Annotated in this window: 26 protein-coding genes and 1 other annotated feature; of the genes, 25 read left to right on the top strand and 1 reads right to left on the bottom strand. The window is 32.6% G+C overall.

Annotated elements, in window-relative coordinates:
* Window positions 1-8 precede the first annotated feature (8 nt).
* Window positions 9-656 carry a tRNA (guanosine(46)-N7)-methyltransferase TrmB gene (gene trmB / locus EKN01_RS04695; protein ID WP_129045185.1) on the top strand — a complete coding sequence of 216 codons (648 nt, stop codon included), beginning with the start codon at window positions 9-11 and terminating at the stop codon, window positions 654-656.
* A 2-nt stretch (window positions 657-658) separates the two neighbouring features.
* Here trmB and EKN01_RS04690 read toward each other — a convergent pair whose 3' ends face one another.
* A complete protein-coding gene (locus EKN01_RS04690) occupies window positions 659-970 on the bottom strand; it encodes a hypothetical protein (protein WP_129045184.1) in 312 nt (103 codons plus the stop codon).
* A gap of 144 nt (window positions 971-1,114) precedes the next feature.
* On the opposite strand from EKN01_RS04690, the gene EKN01_RS04685 reads away from it, so the two are divergent.
* The 24 genes from EKN01_RS04685 to gndA all read left to right on the top strand — a co-directional run bounded on the left by EKN01_RS04685 (window position 1,115) and on the right by gndA (window position 21,928).
* On the top strand, window positions 1,115-1,450 hold the full coding sequence (locus EKN01_RS04685) for a thioredoxin family protein (RefSeq protein WP_129045183.1): 336 nt from the start codon (window positions 1,115-1,117) through the stop codon (window positions 1,448-1,450).
* 104 nt (window positions 1,451-1,554) lie between these two features.
* Window positions 1,555-2,184, top strand: coding sequence for a YtpR family tRNA-binding protein (gene ytpR / locus EKN01_RS04680; RefSeq protein WP_129045182.1), 630 nt, complete (start codon window positions 1,555-1,557; stop codon window positions 2,182-2,184).
* 8 nt (window positions 2,185-2,192) lie between these two features.
* Window positions 2,193-3,521, top strand: coding sequence for a UDP-N-acetylmuramate--L-alanine ligase (gene murC / locus EKN01_RS04675; protein ID WP_129045181.1), 1,329 nt, complete (start codon window positions 2,193-2,195; stop codon window positions 3,519-3,521).
* 94 nt (window positions 3,522-3,615) lie between these two features.
* A complete protein-coding gene (polA, locus tag EKN01_RS04670) occupies window positions 3,616-6,270 on the top strand; it encodes a DNA polymerase I (protein WP_129045180.1) in 2,655 nt (884 codons plus the stop codon).
* Between the two features lie 12 nt (window positions 6,271-6,282).
* Window positions 6,283-7,104 carry a DNA-formamidopyrimidine glycosylase gene (gene mutM / locus EKN01_RS04665; protein WP_129045179.1) on the top strand — a complete coding sequence of 274 codons (822 nt, stop codon included), beginning with the start codon at window positions 6,283-6,285 and terminating at the stop codon, window positions 7,102-7,104.
* Between the two features lie 76 nt (window positions 7,105-7,180).
* The gene (locus tag EKN01_RS07970; protein WP_277750444.1) at window positions 7,181-7,306 is read left to right on the top strand and encodes a hypothetical protein; all 126 of its coding nucleotides are present in this window, start codon (window positions 7,181-7,183) and stop codon (window positions 7,304-7,306) included.
* A gap of 121 nt (window positions 7,307-7,427) precedes the next feature.
* Window positions 7,428-8,048, top strand: a complete 621-nt coding sequence (gene coaE / locus EKN01_RS04660) for a dephospho-CoA kinase (protein WP_129045178.1) — start codon at window positions 7,428-7,430, stop codon at window positions 8,046-8,048.
* Window positions 8,035-8,505 carry a transcriptional regulator NrdR gene (gene nrdR / locus EKN01_RS04655; RefSeq protein WP_129045177.1) on the top strand — a complete coding sequence of 157 codons (471 nt, stop codon included), beginning with the start codon at window positions 8,035-8,037 and terminating at the stop codon, window positions 8,503-8,505. Before coaE ends, nrdR begins: the two co-directional genes overlap by 14 nt.
* 3 nt (window positions 8,506-8,508) lie before the next feature.
* Complete coding sequence (locus EKN01_RS04650) at window positions 8,509-9,858, top strand: DnaD domain protein (protein WP_129045176.1); 1,350 nt, start codon at window positions 8,509-8,511, stop codon at window positions 9,856-9,858.
* On the top strand, window positions 9,858-10,769 hold the full coding sequence (dnaI, locus tag EKN01_RS04645) for a primosomal protein DnaI (protein WP_129045175.1): 912 nt from the start codon (window positions 9,858-9,860) through the stop codon (window positions 10,767-10,769). Before EKN01_RS04650 ends, dnaI begins: the two co-directional genes overlap by 1 nt.
* A 284-nt stretch (window positions 10,770-11,053) precedes the next feature.
* Window positions 11,054-13,000, top strand: coding sequence for a threonine--tRNA ligase (gene thrS, locus EKN01_RS04640; RefSeq protein ID WP_129045174.1), 1,947 nt, complete (start codon window positions 11,054-11,056; stop codon window positions 12,998-13,000).
* A gap of 59 nt (window positions 13,001-13,059) precedes the next feature.
* Window positions 13,060-13,180 (top strand) — a sequence feature (ribosomal protein L20 leader region).
* 22 nt (window positions 13,181-13,202) lie between these two features.
* Window positions 13,203-13,733: a translation initiation factor IF-3 gene (gene infC, locus EKN01_RS04635; protein WP_099974993.1), complete on the top strand. Its 531-nt coding sequence runs from the start codon at window positions 13,203-13,205 to the stop codon at window positions 13,731-13,733.
* Between the two features lie 15 nt (window positions 13,734-13,748).
* Window positions 13,749-13,946: a 50S ribosomal protein L35 gene (rpmI, locus tag EKN01_RS04630; protein ID WP_099974992.1), complete on the top strand. Its 198-nt coding sequence runs from the start codon at window positions 13,749-13,751 to the stop codon at window positions 13,944-13,946.
* Window positions 13,947-13,988: 42 nt separating this feature from the next.
* Entirely contained in the window at window positions 13,989-14,345 is a 357-nt protein-coding gene (rplT, locus tag EKN01_RS04625) for a 50S ribosomal protein L20 (RefSeq protein ID WP_099974991.1), read from the top strand.
* A 153-nt stretch (window positions 14,346-14,498) separates the two neighbouring features.
* Window positions 14,499-15,026, top strand: coding sequence for a YqeG family HAD IIIA-type phosphatase (locus EKN01_RS04620; RefSeq protein WP_099974990.1), 528 nt, complete (start codon window positions 14,499-14,501; stop codon window positions 15,024-15,026).
* Entirely contained in the window at window positions 15,013-16,128 is a 1,116-nt protein-coding gene (yqeH, locus tag EKN01_RS04615) for a ribosome biogenesis GTPase YqeH (protein WP_129045173.1), read from the top strand. Before EKN01_RS04620 ends, yqeH begins: the two co-directional genes overlap by 14 nt.
* An 11-nt stretch (window positions 16,129-16,139) precedes the next feature.
* On the top strand, window positions 16,140-16,454 hold the full coding sequence (locus EKN01_RS04610) for a YhbY family RNA-binding protein (protein WP_206731619.1): 315 nt from the start codon (window positions 16,140-16,142) through the stop codon (window positions 16,452-16,454).
* Between the two features lie 9 nt (window positions 16,455-16,463).
* Window positions 16,464-17,099 carry a nicotinate-nucleotide adenylyltransferase gene (locus tag EKN01_RS04605; protein ID WP_099974987.1) on the top strand — a complete coding sequence of 212 codons (636 nt, stop codon included), beginning with the start codon at window positions 16,464-16,466 and terminating at the stop codon, window positions 17,097-17,099.
* Window positions 17,092-17,691 carry a bis(5'-nucleosyl)-tetraphosphatase (symmetrical) YqeK gene (gene yqeK, locus EKN01_RS04600; RefSeq protein ID WP_241685246.1) on the top strand — a complete coding sequence of 200 codons (600 nt, stop codon included), beginning with the start codon at window positions 17,092-17,094 and terminating at the stop codon, window positions 17,689-17,691. Before EKN01_RS04605 ends, yqeK begins: the two co-directional genes overlap by 8 nt.
* A 1-nt stretch (window position 17,692) precedes the next feature.
* On the top strand, window positions 17,693-18,049 hold the full coding sequence (gene rsfS / locus EKN01_RS04595; protein WP_129045172.1) for a ribosome silencing factor: 357 nt from the start codon (window positions 17,693-17,695) through the stop codon (window positions 18,047-18,049).
* Window positions 18,049-18,780, top strand: a complete 732-nt coding sequence (locus EKN01_RS04590) for a class I SAM-dependent DNA methyltransferase (RefSeq protein WP_129045171.1) — start codon at window positions 18,049-18,051, stop codon at window positions 18,778-18,780. Before rsfS ends, EKN01_RS04590 begins: the two co-directional genes overlap by 1 nt.
* An 11-nt stretch (window positions 18,781-18,791) precedes the next feature.
* A complete protein-coding gene (locus EKN01_RS04585) occupies window positions 18,792-19,889 on the top strand; it encodes a nucleotidyltransferase family protein (protein WP_129045170.1) in 1,098 nt (365 codons plus the stop codon).
* A complete protein-coding gene (locus EKN01_RS04580) occupies window positions 19,889-20,446 on the top strand; it encodes a YceD family protein (RefSeq protein WP_129045169.1) in 558 nt (185 codons plus the stop codon). The genes EKN01_RS04585 and EKN01_RS04580 overlap by 1 nt, the downstream gene beginning before the upstream one ends.
* A gap of 63 nt (window positions 20,447-20,509) precedes the next feature.
* Window positions 20,510-21,928 (top strand): NADP-dependent phosphogluconate dehydrogenase, encoded by a 1,419-nt coding sequence (gene gndA, locus EKN01_RS04575; protein WP_129045168.1) that lies wholly within the window; start codon window positions 20,510-20,512, stop codon window positions 21,926-21,928.
* Window positions 21,929-22,061 lie beyond the last annotated feature (133 nt).

The raw sequence follows: 22,061 nt of genomic DNA, 5'->3' as shown, positions 1-22,061 counted from the left end.
GTAATTAAATGCGCTTAAGAAACAAGCCTTGGGCTAAGGACATGATTAATGATAATTTGGATTTGATTTCGGTTCATCCAGAAAAAATGGCGGGGAAATGGCAATCTAAATTTGATAAAGAACAACCTTTATTTATTGAAGTAGGTTCGGGTAAAGGTAGATTTATAACAGAGCTTGCAAAAAGAAATCCTCAAAATAATTACATTGCAATTGAGGTTCAAGAAGGTGCAATTGCGCTTCTTCTAAAGAAACAAGTTGAAAATAAAATTCCGAATTTACAACTCTTATTAGCTAATGGAGCTAATTTAGATGAGATGTTTGCTGAAGATGAGGTTAGTGGAGTTTACTTAAATTTCTCTGATCCATGGCCTAAAACGCGTCATGAGAAAAGACGTCTAACTTACAAGAGCTTCTTATCACAATATGAAACTGTTTTGAAAAAAGATGGAATACTACAGTTTAAAACTGACAATCAAGGATTATTTGAGTACTCATTGTTAAGTATGAATAATTATGGAATGGTCTTTGATGACATTTCTCTTGATCTTCACAATGACGAAGAGAAAAATGCTGCAAACATTGAGACAGAATATGAAGAAAAGTTCTCAAAAAAAGGCTTCAGAATTAATTATCTGAAAGCCCATTTTAAAAACTAATATTATATTTTCTTGATGTTTAGTAGTTCACCGCTCATTGCGTCAGCAATGAAATGATATTGAGAAACATCATCTTCGTCAAGTGTTGTAACACCACCAACGATACCCCATGTAGATTCTCCGTCAACATTTACACGTTGATAAAGTGGTTCTACCCAAGTACCGATAACTTTTTGATCATCGCCAAGAACGTTTTTTACTTTTTCAATAATACGGTTACTGTCCACATGATGCTTAATTGCTACAGTTGCAGCTGCACCAGCAACTAGTGCAGTACTTGCTAAAATTAATGATCCAATACCTTTTTTACTCATAAATAACACTCCTTAACAATTTTGATAACCATATGTTAACACTTTTATATGAATATTGTATGATTAAAGTAGCAAGGAATGTAGATTGTTTGACTAAATTTTAGAAAAGAAGTATCTTAAATATCTCGAAAGGTGGTTAAATCTATGAAAACGCTTGAAGATTTTAATACAAAAGACTGGAAAGAAGCCACAAAACAAGGGAAATATGTTTTATTTTTCCATGCAGATTGGTGTCCAGATTGTAAATTTATTGAACCAAAAATGCCAGAAATTGAACAAGATTTTTCTGATTTCACCTTTATAAGCATTGATAGAGATGAAAACATGGATATGGCTATTGAATTAGGAATTATGGGCATACCAAGTTTTATTGTAGTAGAAGATGCTAAAGAAATTGGTAGACTTGTCAATAAGGATCGTAAGACAAAAGAAGAAGTTGAAAACTTTATAAGTTCTACTGTCGAAGCAAGCTCATTATAATAAAAAAGTAGTTACTAAATATTAAAGTAACTGCTTTTTTTATTAACTAAATGTTATATTAGAATTATGATTTTTTATCCTTATGAATAAGCGAGGAATTCATTTTGTTACTAAGTTTTTATAATAAAGAAGAATTAGGCGATGTTTTAATAGTAGAATGCGCTGATGATACTAATGTAAAACAAAAGACAACACAAAACGGTAATGTTGTTCGTATATCTGATGAGAATGACAAAGCTATTGGTTTTAATTTTTTTAACATTCATGACAAATTAGGAATAAACGAAAATGGACAAGTTTTCCTTAATGAATCTCAAGTTGACATTTTAAATGAAGAACTTAAAAAAGCTTCATTCAATGATACTCTTGAAGCAGATGTTTCTCCCAAATTTGTCGTAGGATATGTAGAAGAAATGACAGAACATCCTGATTCTGATCACTTGCATATTACTAAAACAAATGTTGGACTTGATTCTCCTGTTCAAATCGTTTGTGGTGCATCAAATATTGAACAAGGTCAATTGGTTGTTGTAGCACTTCCAGGTGCAGTTATGCCAACCGGTTTTGAAATTTGGCCAGGGCAACTTCGTGGAGTAGATAGTTTTGGAATGATTTGTTCAGCAGGTGAACTGGGAATTCCTAATGCTCCTAAGAAAAAAGGTATTTTAGTACTTGAAGAAGGATCAGCTGGCGACGCCTTTGATTTTGAAAAAGCAGAAAAGATGTTTAATTAGGAGTAATTATGGAAAATAAAATTTATCATTTTGTTGGGATAAAAGGAACTGGTATGAGTGCTTTAGCACTTATCATGAAGGATTTTGGTTATGAAGTTCAAGGATCAGATATTGATAAATATACATTTACTCAAAGAGAACTTGAAAAAGTAGGAATCAAAATTCTACCATTTGATGCGGATAATATTAAACCAGGTATGACAGTTGTCGCTGGTAATGCCTTTAAAGATGACAATGTTGAAATTAAATCTGCTCTTGATCAAAAAGTAGAAGTTATCAAATATCCTGAACTTCTAGCACAAGTTATGAGTGACTATACATCTATCGGAGTTGCTGGTTCTCACGGTAAGACTAGTACAACTGGTTTGTTAGCACATACATTAAGTGGTATTGCTAAAACTTCATATCTTATCGGTGATGGGACAGGTAAAGGTGATAAAGATGCAAAATTCTTTGTTTTCGAAGCCGATGAATATCGCCGTCACTTCCTTGCATATTCTCCAGATTATTTAGTAATTACAAACATTGATTATGATCATCCAGATTATTATTCTGGAATTGATGATGTAATAGATGCTTTTGAATCTGAAGCACGCAAAGTCAAAAAGGGTATTTTCATCTGGGGTGAGGACAAACATGCTGGTAAAATTTCAGCTGATGTTCCAATATATTCATATGGCCTAGATGACAGTGATTATATTCAAGCAAAAAATATCAAGAGAACTGTTAAGGGTTCATCTTTTGATGTTTATATTGATAATGAGAATATTGGTAATTTTGAAGTTCCATTATTTGGAGAACACAATATACTTAATTCTCTGGCAGTTATCGGTATTGGTCACATGGAAAAATTGGATCATGACCTAATTAACAAAGAACTTCAAACATTTGGTGGTGTCAAAAGACGTTTTAGTGAAAAAAATGTGGCAGACATGGTCATTATCGATGATTATGCACATCATCCACAAGAAATTAAAGCTACTATTGATGCTGCTAGACAAAAATATCCAGATCGCGAAGTTGTAGCAATTTTCCAACCTCACACATATACAAGGACTCTTGCGTTGATGGATGATTTTGCTGAAGCTTTGGATCTAGCTGATGAGGTTTTCTTAACAGATATCTTTGGATCAATTCGTGAAAAACAAGGTGACATTACAAGTAAAGACCTTGGAGACAAGATTAGTAAGGGTGGTCGTGTTCTCACATTAGAAGACATGTCGCCATTATTGGATTTTCATAATGCAGTTATGATATTTATGGGTGCTGGAGATGTTCAAAAATATGAATTAGCATATGAACAAATTTTAAGTACTTTAAATCCAAATCAACAATAATAATTAAGAGTCAGGTGCATGTTCACTTGGCTTTTTTTGTTGTGAAAAGACTGTTAAAATATTAATAATGTAAACAGATTCCAGAGGAGATATTATGGCTGATAAATTATTACTTATTGATGGAAATAGTGAGGCGTTTAGAGCATTTTATGCTTTAAATGATCTTGATAAATTTACTACACCCGAAGGAATACACACTAATGCATTGTATGCATTCACAAATATGTTGGATTTGATTCTGAAAAACGAAAAACCAACACATGTTTTGGTTGCCTTTGATGCAGGCAAGACAACCTTTAGAACAGAAAAGTTTGATGATTATAAAGGTACAAGATCTAGTACACCATCTGAATTAATGGAACAATTACCATTGATTAATGAGTTACTTGATGCCAAAGGAATAAAGCATTATGAGTTGCCTAATTTTGAAGCTGATGACATAATCGGAACTTTGGCAAAAGAAGCAGAAGCTGATGGAATGACTGTTACAATTCTCACAGGTGATCGAGACTTAACTCAATTAACGACAGATAAAACTACAGTAAAAGTTAATGTTAGTGGAGTTACCAAAATAGAATCATACACACCGGAGTTTGCAGAAGAAAAATGGGGTGTAAGAGTTGACCAAATTATTGATAAAAAGGGGTTGATGGGTGATAACTCTGATAACTACCCTGGTGTAACAAAGATTGGTCCTGTAACTGCAGAAAAATTGTTAAATGAGTATGGAACTATAGAAAATTTATATGATCATATTGATGAATTAAAGAAGAGCAAGATGAAGGAAAATCTTATAAATGACCGTGAAAATGCATTTATGAGTAAAGATCTAGCTACTATAAGAAGAGATGCTCCTGTAGATATTTCTTTGAGCGATACAAAATATAAAGGTGAAGATACTGAGCAGTTAGTTTCCTTTTATAAAAAAGTTAACTTCCAATCTTTCTTGAATCGTATGGATCTGAGTGAAGCCAGTGAGGACATAGTTGGTTCTAAAGTCGACGTTAAGTCTGAAGAATTAGACTCTTCTGCTGTTGATTTTATTATTGAGAGTAAAAAGCCTATTACAATTATTGTAGAAAGTTTTGGAGAGAACTACCATATTGAACCAATTATTGGAATTGCTTTATCAGATGGAGACAGATATTTTGCAACTGATAATGTAGGTATATTAGATGATCAAAAATTTTTGTCATGGTTATCTGATGACTCAAAAGAGAAGTATGTTTTTGACTATAAAAAAACAATTGCACTACTTAACCGCTATGGAAGTAAAATATCAGGTGTAACATTTGACTTGCTGCTAGTATCATATCTTCTTGATACTAATGATAGTAAGTCTGATCTTGGTATTGTTGCCAATAATTATGGATATAATATTCAGACAGTAGAAGAATTTTATGGTAAAGGTGTCAAAAAATCACTTCCAGAAGATGCGAATGATTTGCTACACTATTTATCTGAAAAAGCTTTTGTAGTAAATGAACTTCATGATAAAACTATGGCAGAGTTGGCTAAAAACGATCAAGATGCTCTTTATGATGAGATAGAGTTACCACTTTCAATTGTTTTGGCTGAGATGGAAATTGAAGGAATTACTGTTCAGACCAGCAAATTAAAAGAAATGGAAAACACATTTGCACTTCGTTTATCAGATATTGAACAACAGATTTATCATGAAGCAGGTCAGACTTTCAATATCAATTCACCTAAACAACTAGGTGTCGTTTTATTTGAAGATTTGAAACTTCCTGTTGTTAAGAAAACAAAAACAGGTTATTCAACAGCAGTGGATGTCTTAGAAAAACTAAGAAATGAATCTCCTGTTGTAGATTTGATTTTACAATATCGCCAAATTTCAAAAATCCAATCAACATATGTTATTGGACTGCAAAAATTCATTCAAGCAGATAACAAGATTCATACTATTTATCAACAAACGTTGACGCAGACAGGAAGATTGTCATCCAATGAACCTAATTTACAAAATATTCCTATCCGAATTGATGAAGGTCGACAAATAAGAAAAGCATTTGTTCCTCAAAAAGAAGATTGGCAAATTTTCTCTGCAGATTATTCTCAAGTTGAACTACGTGTGCTTGCACATATTTCTGGTGACGAAAATATGCAAGAAGCATTTAATGAGGATTATGATATTCACGCACATACAGCGATGCGAATTTTTGGTTTAAACGATGATTCAGAAGTAACAAGTGATATGAGAAGACAAGCTAAAGCTACAAACTTTGGTATTGTCTATGGAATCAGTGATTACGGATTGTCACAAAATATCGGTATCAGCCGTAATAAGGCAGCAGAATTCATTGATAATTACTTTGAGCAATATCCAGGTGTTAAAAAGTATATGGATGATATAGTTAAATTTGCAGAAGAGAACGGTTATGTGGAAACTATTATGCATCGCCGTCGTTATTTACCAGATATTCATTCTAAGAATTTTAATATTCGTAACTTTGCAAGAAGAACTGCTATGAATACGCCTATACAAGGTAGTGCTGCAGATATTATCAAAGTTGCAATGATTAACATGCAAAAGATGATTAAAGATGAAGGGTTACAAGCCAATCTTCTTCTTCAAGTACATGATGAAATGATCTTTGAAGCGCCAAAATCAGAAATTGAAATATTAGAAAAACTAGTACCTAAAGTTATGGATTCAGCGGTGAAACTTGATGTTCCTTTGAAGGTAGGTACTGCACATGGAAATAACTGGTACGAATCTAAATAAAAGGAGTTTACTATGCCTGAAATGCCTGAAGTCGAAACTGTTCGACGTGGATTACAACAACAGATTGTTGGTAAAAAAATAGAAAAAGTAGATATAAGATATCCAAACTTGATAACTGGAGATACTGCAGATTTTGTTGATACAGTCACTGGTGCCACATTTATTTCAGTCAATAGACGAGCTAAATTTCTGGAATTAAATCTGGACACTGGTTTGACTATTATTAGTCATTTGAGAATGGAAGGCAAATATAAAGTTTCTAAAGATCAGTCAGCAATTGACAAGCATTCTCATGCTATTTTTTATTTAGATTCTGGTGAGATGTTAATTTATAATGATGTCCGTAAGTTCGGACGCATGCAGCTTTGGAAAACATCAGATCTTTCAGATAATCCATCTATCAAAAAATTAGGACCTGAACCACTAAGTGACGATTTTAAATTATCTATTTTGTATCCTAGGGTAATAAAACATAGAAAAGATATAAAAACAGTTCTTTTGGATCAATCTGTAATAAGTGGGTTAGGAAATATTTATGTTGATGAGGTTTTATGGAAATCAAAAATCAATCCATTGGCTAAAGCAAATGAATTATCAGAGTCTGACGTTCAAAAGATTATGGACACTTCCAATGAAGAAATGGAAGTTGCTATTAAATCTGGAGGATCAACTATAAGATCATATGTTGATTCAACAGGTCATAAAGGAAATATGCAAGATCTATTGCAAGTATATGGTAAAGAGGGAACTCCATGTCCTAGATGCGGTACAGACATTGAAAAAATCAAAGTAAACGGCCGTGGAACTCACTTTTGTCCTAATTGCCAAAAATAAAAGCTTGCATTAGTTTGGCAATCAGAGTATTGTACTGGATATTCGCTACCGAATTATTTCAATTGGAGGTAAACAAATGAATTATCGTGTTCAACTAAACACGGATTCTCAATTGTTTACTGTTGTAGATAAGTACAATAAAAATGTATTTGCGAACGGTATAACAATCGAAGAAGCCGTCGAAAAATTTAAACGAATATAAAATAAACCTAGCTCATATTGAGTTAGGTTTTTTGTATTATTTAAGAATATTGTTTGCAAATCTAATATGATTTATAATTACACGAGAGATATGTGTAAAAAATTAAGTCTGCGAGGTAACTATGAGTTTAATTTATGGTTTGACCGGTGGCATTGCAACCGGAAAAAGTACCGTCGCTAAAATTTTGCAAGAAAATAATATAGAAGTATACAGTGCCGATCAAGTAGCACGAGATGTTGTTAAACCAGGAACATTAGGATTAAAACAAATTGTTGAAACTTTTGGAACTGAGATTTTAAATGAAGATCAATCACTGAATAGAAAAAAATTAGGTTCGATAGTTTTTAAAGATAAAACTGAACTAGATAAGTTGAACAAAATTAATGGTCCACTAATTAGAACTGATATTTTAAATATCATTAATAATGTCAAAAAGAAAAAAGATGATAAAATATATGTCTTTGAAATTCCATTATTGTTTGAATTTAACTATCAACAATATTTAGATGGGACAATTTGTCTCAGTATGCCGAAAGAATTACAGACAAAAAGACTAATGGGTAGAGATAAGATATCAGAAAAACTAGCACTACAAAAAATATCTAGTCAGATGCCAATTGAAGAAAAAGTGACATTAGCAGACTATGTTATTGAAAATACTGGAACTATAGATGATCTAACAAAAGAAACTAATAATTTAATAAAAAAATTAAGAGGTCATGTAAATAATGAATTGTCCTAAATGTCATGGTACATCTTTGAAAGTTTTGGATTCTAGACCTTGTGAGGACGGCATGTCAATTCGTAGAAGAAGATTGTGCGAATCATGCGGTAATAGAATTACTACTTATGAAAGAATAGAAATAACACCAATTTTAGTAGTTAAGAAAAATGGTGATCGAGAAGCATTTGATCGTGACAAAATATTAAAGGGTCTCGTTCGCTCATCTGAAAAAAGACCAGTAAGTATCGATCAACTAAATGAATTAGTAGATCAGGTCGAGAATGAGCTAAGTAAGACAGGGAAGAGAGAGATTGCTTCTCAAGATATAGGCGAGATTATTATGAAATTGTTATCTCAATTAGACGATGTAGCCTATATTCGCTTTGCAAGTGTTTATCGCGAATTTAAAGATATGAATGGATTTATGCAAGAAGTACAAGAAATGATAAAAAATGAAAAAAGTAAAGAGGGTTAGTTTGTGGATATAGAACCAAATAATAATTCTTCTAAATTGACACCTATGACAGGCTACTGGTGTTTAAAAAATGGAGAGTTGAGTGATTACAATCAAAGAGTCTTTACTGACTTATATCTTCCTTTAGTCGGAGCAGAAGCTCTGGCTATTTATCTTTTACTATTTCAAAAAACTACAGATAAAAGAATAGTTACAGAAAGATCTAACCACGCTGAATTATTGAGTTTGCTTGATATCGACTTAAAGTCTTTTCAAAATGCGCGAATTAAACTCGAAGCAACAGGATTAATTAAAAACTACCGCAAATATGATGAATTGGGTGAGTACTACATATATGATTTATACTTACCTTTAAACCCAAGTGATTTTTTCAGGGATGATTTATTGAGCATCTTCTTATATGAAAAAATTGGTCAGAGTTTGTTCAATAACTTAGTGAAAAAATATTCTGTTAACCGAGATATATTAAATGATGCAAAAGATCAGACAAGTAAATTTTTAGATGTATTCAGATTGAATTCGGAAGATTTAATAGATACACCTAATGATGTAAGTATTGCTCAAAATAGTATGCAATCAACTCCAACTAAATCCATTGAACTGAATAGTCAGAAGAATTTAGATTTTGACTTGATAATCGATCGAGCTTCACAGTTATATCGAATTGAAAAAGAAGATATTAACCTCAATAAGGATTTGATTGAGAACTTAGCTACATTTTATGATTTAGATGAAATTGTTATAATTGACTTGTTAGGTAGAACCATGGATATCATTACTAATAAGATTGATCCTAGCGAGTTGAAAAATATGGTTCAGCAAAGATTTGAACAGCGTGTTAATATTCAAACAAATGAAGTAACTGAGACTACTTCGCAGTTAAATAGTAACTTTAATCGTGATGATCAATTACTCATTAAACAGGCAAAAGAATTAGCACCAGCAGAATTTTTAGCTTCAGAAAAGCAACAAACAGGTGGATTCACCGGTACAGTTGAGTCTAGAGCACTAAGAAATCTTGCAATGAATACAAGTTTAAGTCCCAGTGTCATCAACATATTAACGCATTATTCTTTACAACAGAATACAACGTTAAGCTTGCCATTAATGGAAACAATTGCTAATGATTGGCAACAAAATAACATCAAAACTCCAGAAGATGCATTGAAGAGGATACAAGAGTCAAGAAGCAAACCTAGAAATCCCAAAAGACGCTATCAGAATCAAAAATCCAATAATGGTAGAGTTGAAAAAGGAACAGATTGGTCCCAAGTAAAAGCAAGACCTGTCGAACAATCAAATCAAGATATTCAGGAACGTTTAAATAGAATTAGGCATAAGGAAAACAACTAATGGAAAAAATTGGCGACACAATCAAGAAACTTATGGATACAGCTAATAGAAATGAGCAGTTTAAAAAGTTGATGTCTGATGCACTTAATGACCCAGATGTACGCGCTTTTTTAAATGAACATGAATCTGAATTAAGTAATGAAAGTATTGCTAAAAGTGCAAGTAGCATTTATGAATTCTACAATCAAAAGCATAATTCTAGTGAATTATCAGATCAATTTGTTCCCAGTCTGATTGTTAATAATCACAATGTGGAAGTAGCATATTCTCCAAACGCCAAGAGAATTGCTGAAGAAAATTCTAAAGATTATTCATCAAGTGTTAGATTACTGGATATGCCAGACGATATTAAGGATGCCAGTCTTGATGATTACACTGGAGAAGGTAGACAAGATGCTTTGGATAAAGCATTACAATTCATTGAAAATTATCAGAGTGGCGGACAATATATGCCGGGTCTTTATCTTGCGGGTGATTATGGTGTCGGAAAGACTTATCTTTTGGGTGCTATTGCTAATGAATTATATAAAAGTGGAGTTAAATCAACTTTAGTTAATTTTTTAAGTTTACAGTCTCAAGCAAAAGGAGCAATCAATGATAATAGAGTTTCTAAATTAGTTGAACGCTTGAAGAAGTCACAATTACTTATGCTTGATGATATTGGCGCTGCTAATATGTCGGAATGGTTTAGAGACGAAGTTTTGGGAGTTATTTTGCAATATCGAATGCAAGAAAATTTGCCAGTATTCTTTTCATCTAATTTCTCTATGAATGAACTTGAAGAACACTTTGCCAATAGCAAAAATGGCAATTACGATATAGTTAAAGCCAAAAGATTAATGGAGAGAGTTCGATATCTCTCAAGAGAGGTTATTGTTTCAGGTAATAACCGTAGGAATAAGACATGGTAACCCCTTGCTTATTTAATTAGTTTGTGATTAAATTTACTTAGTAGAAAGACAACGCTTTGGTTCTATACAGGGAGGGTACGTAAACTGGAAGCTTACCCATTACCAAAGACACCACTTTCGGTTTCCATTTAGAATTATAGATCTAAACAAGAGAGGGATAGACTATAGTCTATTCAATTTGGGTGGAACCGCGCAGATGCGTCCCAGAATTATGTGCATATTTTTTATGTGTATATAATTCTGGGACGCATTTTTTTGTCTTTCAAAAATAAAGGAGAACAAATATGTCAAAAATCAATCTTAAATTTCCAGATGGAGCAGTTAAAGAATTTGATGCAGGGGTATCAACTTTAGATGTTGCTAAGTCAATCAGTACTTCTTTAGGTAAAAGTGCCATTGCTGGTAAATTAAATGACCATATCATTGATGTTAATCTACCAATTAATCAAGATGGTTCAATTGAAATTATTACTGCTAAAGATGAGGCTGATGCTCTAGAAGTTTTACGTAATTCAGCTAGTTTTGTATTTAGCAAAGCAGCTAAAGAATTCAAATCAGATTTAAGTTTTGGTGAAAAACAATCATCAGATGATGGTTTCTATGTCGATACAGATAGCAAATCAGGACAGATCACTGTTGATGAATTGGAAGACATTGAAAAAATGATGTCAAAAATCATCAAACAAAATGATAAGATTGAACGTTTAATGATGGACAAATCAGAACTTGAAACAATGTTCAAAGGTGATGATTACAAGACATCATTAGTTCAAGCAATCGATGCTGTTCAAATTCCTGTTTATAAAATGGGAGATTTTGTAGACTTTGGTTATAGTGCAATTTTGCCAAGCTTAAAAGATTTGAAGCATGTAAAACTTCTTTCTGTTGCTGGAGCTTATTGGCAAGGTAAGTCAAGTAATCCTATGCTTCAAAGAATTTATGGAACAACATTTTTCAGTCAAGATTCACTTGATGAAGATTTGAAACGTCGCCAAGAAATAAAAGAACGTGACCACAGAACACTTGGACGCGATTTAGACTTATTCTTCGTTGATCCAGAAGTGGGTGCAGGATTACCATATTGGATGCCAAATGGAGCAACAATCAGACGTCAGATTGAAAGATATATCATAGATAAAGAAGTTGCTTGGGGATATGAACATGTATATACTCCAATTCTTATGAACCTAAATGCCTATAAGACATCAGGTCACTGGGAACATTATCGTGAAGACATGTTCCCACCAATGGACATGGGTGATGGAGAAATGCTAGAATTACGTCCTATGAATTGTCCTTCACATATCCAAGTCTACAATCACCACACACGTTCATATCGTGAATTACCAGTTAGAATTGCTGAATTAGGTATGATGCACAGATATGAAAAATCTGGAGCACTTACAGGACTACAACGTGTTCGTGAAATGACTCTTAACGATGGACATACTTTTGTTGCTCTAGATCAAATTGAGGACGAATTTAAACGTACATTGCAGTTAATGATGGAAGTTTACAATGACTTTAATATCACTGATTACTCATTTAGATTGAGTTATCGTGATCCTGAAAATACTGATAAATATTACGATGATGACGATATGTGGACACGATCACAATCAATGTTGAAGTCAGCTATGGATGATCTTGGCTTAAGTTATTATGAAGCCGAGGGAGAAGCAGCATTTTATGGTCCTAAGCTAGATGTTCAAACAAAAACAGCTTTAGGTAACGAAGAAACACTATCAACAATTCAATTAGATTTCTTACAACCAGAGAGATTTGAATTAACATACGTTGGTTCTGATGGTGAAGATCATAGACCAGTTATGATTCACCGTGGTATTGTTTCTACAATGGAAAGATTTATTGCTTACTTAATTGAAATGTACAAGGGTGCATTCCCAACATGGCTGGCTCCACAGCAAGTGAGAATTATTCCGGTCAACAACAAACTACACATGGAATATGCTGAAGATATTATGAAGAAGCTTCGTGATAAAAATATCCGTGTTGAAATAGATGATCGTGATGAAAAAATGGGTTATAAGATTCGTGATTCACAAACAATGAAAGTACCATATACAGTTGTTATTGGTGATGATGAAGCAGCAGATGCTACAGTTTCTTTAAGAAAATATGGACAAGAAGAATCAGTTTCTGAAAATGCAGATATATTCGTTGATTCTGTTGTGGCAGATGTAGCAAATTACAGTCGCCAAAATGGCTAAAAATAAAACATTAAAAATATTGACAATAGGGTATTAATACCGTATAGTTAGTAACTGTTGAGATTAAGCAGAAGCGCCCGCTTCTCACCTATGCATATGCCTCTAGGTCTATTACAGTTATGTATGTTTACATACTAATTTGTTGAGTGGGTGCTTAGGCGCCCACTTTTTTTGTGGGATGAAATTTCGGAGGTGACTTACTATAGCAAAAGATCTATTAATTAATGATCAAATTCGAGCAAATGAAGTTCGATTGATTTCAGATAGTGGAGAACAACTAGGCGTTAAGACATTAGCAGAAGCACAAAAACTTGCTGATGATTCTAGCATGGATCTAGTTCTTATGTCTCCAGGTGCTAAACCACCCGTAGCAAAAGTTATGGATTATGGAAAGTACAAATTTGAACTTCAAAAGAAAGATCGTGAAGCTCGTAAAAAACAAAAGACCTTTACTGTCAAAGAAGTGCGTCTTAGCCCAACAATTGAAGATAACGACTTTAATACTAAGCTAAAGAATGCACGTAAATTCTTAGATAAAGGCGACAAAGTTAAAGTATCAATCAGATTTAAGGGTAGAGCTATAACCCATAAAGAAATTGGTAAAAGAGTACTTGATCGTTTAGCTGAGGAAACTAAAGATGTTGCGACTGTAACAACTAAGCCAAAAATGGACGGTCGTAGTATGTTCTTGATGCTAGATCCAATTAGTGCAAAAGATAATAAGAAAAATTAGTGGAGGGGTTAGAAAATGCCTAAACAAAAAACACACCGTGCTTCAGCAAAGAGATTTAAAAAGACTGCTAACGGCGGTTGGAAAAGAAGTCACGCTTATACAAGTCACCGTTTCCACGGTAAGACTAAGAAGCAACGTCGTCAATTAGCTAAGTCAGCAATGGTTAGCTCAAGTGATATGAAACGTATCAAGCAAATGCTTGCAACATACTAATAATTAACATTTAATTTTTTATAACTCAAAGGAGGAGTCATTATGCCACGTGTTAAAGGTGGAACAGTAACTCGCAAACGTCGTAAGAAGGTTTTAAAACTAGCTAAAGGATATCGTGGATCAAAACATATCACTTTCAAAGCTGCACATACACAAATCATGGTTTCATACCGTTATGCATTCCGTGATCGTCGTCAAAGAAAGCGTGATTTCCGTAAATTATGGATTGCAAGAATCAACGCTGCAGCAAGAATGAATGATATCAGCTACAGCAAATTGATGCATGGTCTAAAACTTGCAAATGTTGACATTAACCGTAAGATGTTAGCTCAACTAGCAATTGAAGATCCTGCTGCATTTACAAGTCTTGTAGATACAGCTAAAAAAGCGCTAGCTTAATAAAAAACTCTGTCCTTAGGGCAGAGTTTTTTATTTACTTCAAAATAACCAGACAAATTAGATTCTAAACAGGTAATTAAGTTATTCAAATGTTAAAATATTACTATTGATATTATAATAAGTAGACCAATCATAGATGGAGAAAACAATTATATGTTTAAGCCTTTTTCAATGTTAAATAGCATAACTGATTTGACTATCAAAGATTTAAAAGAATTGAATATTACGACAATTATGACAGATCTTGATAATACATTGATTCCCTGGAATAGCGATGAATATACTCTAACTTTGCGTAAATGGCTATTAGAGATGGATAGAAATGGTATCAAAGTACTTGTTGTTTCAAACAATAGCTACGAAAGAGTCGAAAAAGCTGTTTCTGGATTAGATATTGAAATAGTTGCACGAGCAAAGAAACCTTTACCATTTGAAATAAATAAGTATATCCAAAGTCATAATTTGTCTAAAGATAGTATATTATTTGTGGGTGATCAGGTTATGACCGATGTTTTTGTAGGAAATATCGCTGGGTTGAAGACAATTTTAGTAAAACCATTAGTTGATACTGATGAATTCAAAACAAGAATTAATCGCCAGATGGAAAGACCTATTTTAAAAATGCATAGAATATTGGATAAGAAATTAAACTGGAAGGATTCACTACATGACAAACATTGATGAAACAATTTTCTGTATCGGTTGCGGTGCAGAGATACAAACTGATAACCCAGAGCTACCTGGTTACGTTCAACCGTCAACATTAAAGAAATACTTGGATGATGATGCAGAAGAGCTCCTATGCAAGAGATGCTTTAGACTTAGAAATTATAACGAAATTACAGATGTTAATATTAGCGATGACGATTTTTTAAGACTATTAGATTCAATATCTGAAGAAGATGGATTGATAGTCAACGTTATTGATATTTTTGATTATGAAGGTAGTGTGATTCCTGGATTACATCGTTTTGTAGGTGACAAGGATATTATAGTTGTAGGTAATAAAGTAGACCTATTACCTAAATCTACAAATAAAAACAAATTACTCAACTGGCTTCAAAAAATGAGTAAAGAAAATGGAATTAAATCAGTTGATCAAATTTTAGTTTCTGCAGAAAAGGGACTTAACGTTGATGAATTAATGAAAATGATTGATAAGTACCGCAAAGGTAGAGATGTTTATGTTGTTGGAACAACCAATACAGGTAAATCTACACTTATCAATAGAATTATCAGCGCCAATTCTGATATTAAAAATTTAATAACAACATCCAGATTTCCTGGAACAACTTTAGATAGAATAGATATTCCATTGGATGATGGTAGTAGTTTAGTAGATACACCAGGTATTATTCATCATTACCAACTAGCACACTATTTAAATGACAATGATTTAAAAATTGTTAATCCTAGAAAACCATTGAATCCTTCAACATTTCAACTAAGAGATGGACAAACAATATTTGTAGCTGGTTTAGCTAGATTTGATTTCTTGGATGAAAAGTCAAATGTCACATTTTACGTCAATAAGAATCTTTTATTACATCGTACAAAAACAGTTAATGCAGATGCTTTCTATGAAAAACATTTAGGTGAAATTTTGTCACCACCAAGTGAAATAACAGAATTTCCAAAATTAAAAATTGAAGAATTTACCTCAAAAGTAAAATCAGATATTGTTATTTATGGATTAGGTTGGGTAACAATTCCTGCTAATTGTCATGTAAGAGTATCAGTTCCTGATGGAGTCAATGTATCGATGAGAGAAGCAATTATTTAAGGAGAAATTTAATGATAATTAAGGGTAAGAAAAATAGTTACTTAAGAAGTAAAGCACAAACAATGAAGCCACAAGTTCAAATAGGTAAAGATGGTATTAGCCAAAACTTAATTGATCAAATAAAACAAATTTTGGAGAAAAATGAACTTATTAAGGTATCCTTACTTCAAAATACTATGGTTGATTCAGATGAACTAGTTGAGGCACTTCAAAAAGAAGACGATCAGATTGCACATGTTCAAACAATTGGTTCTAAAGTAGTTTTATATAAAAAATCTTCAAAAGTAAAAAATAGAAACTATTCAATTGAATTGGAGAAAATGTAATAACTAATTATGAATTTGGATAATAAAATTTTAACTAAACCTCAAATTAAAGAAATAAAAAGCGAAGGTATCAAACATGTAGGTATTTTGGGTGGAACTTTTAATCCAATACATTTAGGACACCTAGTTATTGCTGAGCAAGTTTATGATCAGTTGTGTTTAGATAAAATTATGTTTTTGCCAGATGAAATACCTCCTCATAAAGGTGTTGAAAAAGAATTACCAATTAGTAGCAGTGACCGGGTTGAAATGATTAAGTTAGCTATCAAAGACAACATACATTTTGATTTGAATTTGACTGATATTGATCGAGGTGGGGTTAGTTATACCATTGATACGATTAAACAATTGAAGCAGTACAATCCTGATACCAAGTATTACTTTATAATCGGTGGAGATATGGTAGAAAATTTACCTAACTGGTATAAAATTGATGAGCTAGTTCAACTAGTTCAGTTTGTTGGAGTTTGTCGTAAAGGCTATGAGCTGAAGTCAAAATATCCGATAATGTGGGTTAATACTCCAGAATTGGAAATTAGTTCCAGCATGATAAGAGAACGAGCTTCTAAAAATCAATCGATTAAATACCTAGTTCCCAAAGAGGTAGAAAATTATATCAAGGATCGAGGTTTGTTCATTGAGTAATTATAATTATGACAAAATTGTCGCAGGTTTTGATCGTGATCAAGTTATAGAATTAATGAAAAACACATTGAGTGATTTTAGATTTAATCACTGTTTACGTGTAGAGAAACAGGCGATTGCTTTAGCAGAAAAATATGATGTAGACCCTGCTAGGGTAGGCTTAGCAGGGTTACTACATGACTTTGCTAAAGAAAGATCTGACCAAGAATTTATTAATGTAATTAAAGAAAAAAATTTAGATCCTGATTTGTTAAATTATGGTAATGCAATCTGGCACGGAGAAGTTGGGGCAGAGATCATAAAAGATGAGTTAAAAATTCAAGACGAAGACGTTTTGAATGCAATCCGAAGACATACAGTAGGATCAATGCGTATGAACGATATCGATAAATGTGTGTTCATTGCTGATTATATAGAGCCAGGAAGAGATTTCCCTGGTGTTGAAGAAGCAAGAGAGCAGGCTGATATATCTCTATATGCAGGGATGATTGCAGAATTAACTAATACGATTAATCACTTAGTTGATCGTAAACAAGTAATTCATCCGCAAACGTTTGAAACATACAATTATTGGATAAAAAAGGGAGCTTAAAATGGAATCAAAAGAAATAATGGAATTGGCAGTTAGAGCTGCAGATAGTAAACATGCTAATGATATTGAAGTATTAAATATTAGCGAAATCAGTATTATGGCTGATTATTTTGTAATTATGGATGCAGGAAGTCAAAGACAAGTTAACTCTATAGTTGAAGAAATATTAGACCAAATTGGTAAAAATGGTGTTGAAGTAGGACATGTTGAAGGCAAGAGAGATTCAGAATGGATTCTTATTGACCTGCATGACGTTGTTATTCACGTATTTAATACAGAGCAACGTGAGTTCTTCAATATTGAAAAACTTTGGTCAGAGGCACCTAATGTAGATATTTCTGATTTGGTTGTCGAATAATGATTTATGATTCATTTGCATCTGTATATAGCGAATTGATGGATGATTCACTATATGAAAGATGGGCAGAGTTTGTCAGCTCCAATACCAGTCCAGAACAAAAAACTCTTTTAGATGTTGCTTGTGGCACTGGAGATCTATCTATTATATTGGATAATGAATTTGATGTGGAAGGAACTGATCTTTCAACATCAATGCTAGAAATTGCTGAAGATAAGGCTAAAAAAGCAAATAAAAATATCAAATTTGAACAAGGCAATATGTTGGATTTATATAACTTTGGCAAATACGATATTATTACTTGTTTTGATGATTCAATATGCTATTTAAAAGATGAAGATGAGCTATATATGGCATTTAAACAGTCTTTTGAACACTTGAATGAAAATGGTGTGTATATGTTTGATGCACATTCTCTTTATCAAATGGATGAAGTTTTTCTTGACTATATGTTCAATCACAAAACAGAGGATTCTGCATTTATGTGGAGTAGCTTTGAAGGTGACTTTGAGCATAGCATAGAACATGAGTTAACTTTTTTTAACTGGAATGAAGAGATTGGTGGATACTCAGTAAACACTGAAGTTCATAAGGAACGTACATATCCTTATGAAGTATTTTTACAAATTTTAAAAGATGTTGGATTTAAAAATATATCAATTTCATCTGATTTTGGTAAATCAAATGATTTAGAAAATTCTACAAGATGGTTTTTTGTTGCTCATAAGTAGAGGTTTAAGTATTGAAAATTTATGGATTTGTTGCAGAGTTTAATCCATTTCACAATGGACATAAAAAATTTATAGATGAAGTGAAAAGAAAATATGATCCTGATGTTTTAATTGCCATCGTCTCAGGTAATTATGTTCAGCGTGGAGATTTTTCCATTATTGATAAGTGGCAAAAAGCTGAGTTGGCCGTTGAAATGGGTGTGGACTTGGTAGTTGAATTGCCATTTGCTTGTGCAGTTCAACCTGCAGATTTATTTGCTGATGGTTCAATTAGCTTACTAAATTACTTGAAAATAAATCATCTAGTTTTCGGAACAGAAAATGAACTAGATTTTGTAGAACAGGCAAAAAAAATTTTAGAGCTAGATGGTGAGTTTGAAGCAAATTATAGTGAGACCTATGGTAGTAATTTGGATAGTTATCTAAGTTCAAATGGAATAAATAGTTTGAATCAACCTAATCAATTATTGGGTATTAATTACGTGATGGAGATTTTGAAAAATAATTTTAACATTGAAGTTAAAACTATCCATCGTAATGATAATAAATACAGTGCTACAAAAATCCGTAATAATCTAATTACTGGTAAGGATTCGACTGAATTAATACCCATTCTATCTAGTGAACAATTAAATGATCCACTTTCTTCATGGGATAAGTATTTTTTATATCTCAAATCCAGAATTGTGACTAATACCGCAGAAGAAAACAAACAAGTTTATCAAGTATCGGAAGGTCTTGATAATAAGTTTGTTAAAGAAATTCAGAATTCTAATTCTTGGAGTGAATTTTTAGAAAATGTAAAATCCAAAAGATATACTTATGCGAGAATCCGTCGTCTGGCAATTTATATGTTGCTCAACGTATATCCAGAAGAAATAGAGAATGTTTATAATAATCCATATATCCATATTTTGGGAATGAACGAAACAGGTAAAAATTATCTCAATTCGATACGTGAAGATGTTGAGATACCGTTGATTTCTAAAATCGGGAAAAAAGAACAAACTATAATGTCACTTGATATAAAGGTGGACAGAATTATAGAATTAATTAATGATAGACCTCAAATATATGGCAAAATACCATACATGAAAGGAGATAAATAGTGTTAAATTTTGAAGTACAAGATGTACGAAAATATAAAGATAAACCGCTTCTTATTGAAGAAAATATTGATATAAAGAAAGATATTTTAGATAGAACAGATGATATCTTAGATTTAGATTTAGTTTCTGTTAGTGGAAATTTATTTAATGATAACGGTCTGGTAGTTACTGATCTGAAAATTAAAGCCAATTTAGTTATGCCATCAATTAGAAGTTCGCAACCAGTAGAAGTTCCCGTTGATATTAGAGTGCACGAGGTATATAACATCGATGGTATCGATACCGAAGATATAGATGATTCCACAGTTGTAATGCCAATTGATGAAGAAAACCCTACAATTGATATTTACACATCGATTATTGATAACATTTTACTCAACCTCCCTCAAACTGTTTTGACAGAAGAAGAGATAAGTAACGATATCATGCCAGCAGGAGATACATGGGAAGTTATTTCGGAAGAAGAGTACGAAAAACGTAAAACTGAAGAAAAAGTCATCAATCCTGAACTAGCTAAATTAAAAGATTTATTTAAAAATAACGATGAAAAGGAGTAATTATTACTCCTTTTTTTAATTAAAATAGTATAATGAGTTTCATAAATAAATGGAGGTACTACAATGACAAAACCACAAATTGGTGTAATTGGTATGGCAGTTATGGGTAAGAATCTTGCCCTTAATATTGAAAGCCGTGGATACAATGTTGCTATTTACAATAGAACAGCTTCAAAAACAGAGGAAGTAGTTGCTGAGCACCCTGACAAACAACTAACTCCAAGTTATACAATTGAGGATTTTGTTAATTCACTAGAAAAACCTCGTCGTATTATGATGATGGTTAAAGCCGGTGCTGGTACAGATGCTGTTATTAATGAACTATTACCTTTACTTGATAAGGGTGATGTCTTAATCGATGGTGGTAATACATATTTTGAAGACACTATGGAACGTAATGCTCGATTAGATCAATCAGGTATTAATTTCATTGGTATGGGTGTATCTGGTGGTGAACTAGGTGCATTACAAGGACCATCAATGATGCCAGGTGGTCAAAAAGAGGCATATGACCTTGTTGCACCAATTCTAGAACAAATGTCTGCAAAAGCAGAAGATGGAAAACCTTGTGTAACTTATATCGGACCTAATGGCGCTGGACACTTTGTTAAGATGGTTCACAACGGTATTGAATACGGTGATATGGAACTAATTTCTGAAAGTTACAATCTATTAACACACCTATTTGATAATGATATGGATAAAATTGCATCAATATTTAAAGAATGGAATGAAGGTGAACTTTCAAGTTACTTAATCGAAATCACTTCTGAAATTCTTACTCGTAAAGATGACGAAGGTTCAGATGACTATATTGTCAATAAGATCCTTGATAAAGCTGGAAATAAGGGAACTGGTAAGTGGAGTTCACAAAGCGCACTAGAACTCGGTGTTCCTCAATCTCTTATCACAGAAGCAGTTTATTCACGTTATGTTTCAACTTATAAAGATGAACGTGTTGTTGCAAGTAAAGAATTAAAACCAGCAATTAACGTTCCAGATGTTGATAAAACAGAACTAGTTGAAAAAATTAGAAAAGCTTTGTACTTTAGTAAAATCATGAGTTATGCACAAGGATTTGCACAAATGAAATCTGCATCAGAAAAATACGATTGGAACTTACAATACGGTTCAATCGCACAAATCTGGAGAGAAGGTTGCATTATTCGTGCACAATTCTTACAAAAGATTACTGATGCCTACAACAAAGATGAAAATTTGAACAACCTATTACTTGATGATTATTTCAAGAATATCGTTGAAGAATATCAATCTGCTGTACGTGATGTTGTTAGTTATGCAGTTCAAGCAGGTATTCCTGTTTCAGGATTTATGGCTGCTATTTCATACTTTGATCAATATAGAAGTGAAGTACTACCTGCAAATCTTATCCAAGCTCAAAGAGATTACTTTGGTGCTCACACATATGAAAGAACTGACAAACCAGGAATATTCCACTATTCATGGTATAAAGAACAATAATAAAAAAAGACTGAGAATGTAATCTCAGTCTTTTTTATTTGTTGTCATTTAATTTTCTATCGTCTTTTTTTAATAATTTTAATATGTTAAACTCATAATAATACGTAAAAATTAACATTTTAAGAAGTATGAC

The organism is Companilactobacillus metriopterae (assembly GCF_004117915.1).
Taxonomy (GTDB): Bacteria; Bacillota; Bacilli; order Lactobacillales; family Lactobacillaceae; genus Companilactobacillus; species Companilactobacillus metriopterae.
This window is presented reverse-complemented; position numbering and strand designations above follow the sequence as displayed.

Bases quoted from the DNA above. Each gene is read 5' to 3' on its own strand.
- EKN01_RS04605 (WP_099974987.1), top strand. From the start codon at position 16,464: ATGAATTTGGATAATAAAATTTTAACTAAACCTCAAATTAAAGAAATA.
- dnaI (WP_129045175.1), top strand. From the start codon at position 9,858: ATGGAAAAAATTGGCGACACAATCAAGAAACTTATGGATACAGCTAAT.
- mutM (WP_129045179.1), top strand. From the start codon at position 6,283: ATGCCTGAAATGCCTGAAGTCGAAACTGTTCGACGTGGATTACAACAA.
- EKN01_RS07970 (WP_277750444.1), top strand. From the start codon at position 7,181: ATGAATTATCGTGTTCAACTAAACACGGATTCTCAATTGTTTACTGTT.
- murC (WP_129045181.1), top strand. From the start codon at position 2,193: ATGGAAAATAAAATTTATCATTTTGTTGGGATAAAAGGAACTGGTATG.
- trmB (WP_129045185.1), top strand. From the start codon at position 9: ATGCGCTTAAGAAACAAGCCTTGGGCTAAGGACATGATTAATGATAAT.
- EKN01_RS04590 (WP_129045171.1), top strand. From the start codon at position 18,049: ATGATTTATGATTCATTTGCATCTGTATATAGCGAATTGATGGATGAT.
- rsfS (WP_129045172.1), top strand. From the start codon at position 17,693: ATGGAATCAAAAGAAATAATGGAATTGGCAGTTAGAGCTGCAGATAGT.
- thrS (WP_129045174.1), top strand. From the start codon at position 11,054: ATGTCAAAAATCAATCTTAAATTTCCAGATGGAGCAGTTAAAGAATTT.
- polA (WP_129045180.1), top strand. From the start codon at position 3,616: ATGGCTGATAAATTATTACTTATTGATGGAAATAGTGAGGCGTTTAGA.
- rpmI (WP_099974992.1), top strand. From the start codon at position 13,749: ATGCCTAAACAAAAAACACACCGTGCTTCAGCAAAGAGATTTAAAAAG.
- nrdR (WP_129045177.1), top strand. From the start codon at position 8,035: ATGAATTGTCCTAAATGTCATGGTACATCTTTGAAAGTTTTGGATTCT.
- EKN01_RS04620 (WP_099974990.1), top strand. From the start codon at position 14,499: ATGTTTAAGCCTTTTTCAATGTTAAATAGCATAACTGATTTGACTATC.
- EKN01_RS04610 (WP_206731619.1), top strand. From the start codon at position 16,140: ATGATAATTAAGGGTAAGAAAAATAGTTACTTAAGAAGTAAAGCACAA.
- EKN01_RS04685 (WP_129045183.1), top strand. From the start codon at position 1,115: ATGAAAACGCTTGAAGATTTTAATACAAAAGACTGGAAAGAAGCCACA.
- EKN01_RS04690 (WP_129045184.1), bottom strand. From the start codon at position 970: ATGAGTAAAAAAGGTATTGGATCATTAATTTTAGCAAGTACTGCACTA.
- yqeH (WP_129045173.1), top strand. From the start codon at position 15,013: ATGACAAACATTGATGAAACAATTTTCTGTATCGGTTGCGGTGCAGAG.
- rplT (WP_099974991.1), top strand. From the start codon at position 13,989: ATGCCACGTGTTAAAGGTGGAACAGTAACTCGCAAACGTCGTAAGAAG.
- coaE (WP_129045178.1), top strand. From the start codon at position 7,428: ATGAGTTTAATTTATGGTTTGACCGGTGGCATTGCAACCGGAAAAAGT.
- gndA (WP_129045168.1), top strand. From the start codon at position 20,510: ATGACAAAACCACAAATTGGTGTAATTGGTATGGCAGTTATGGGTAAG.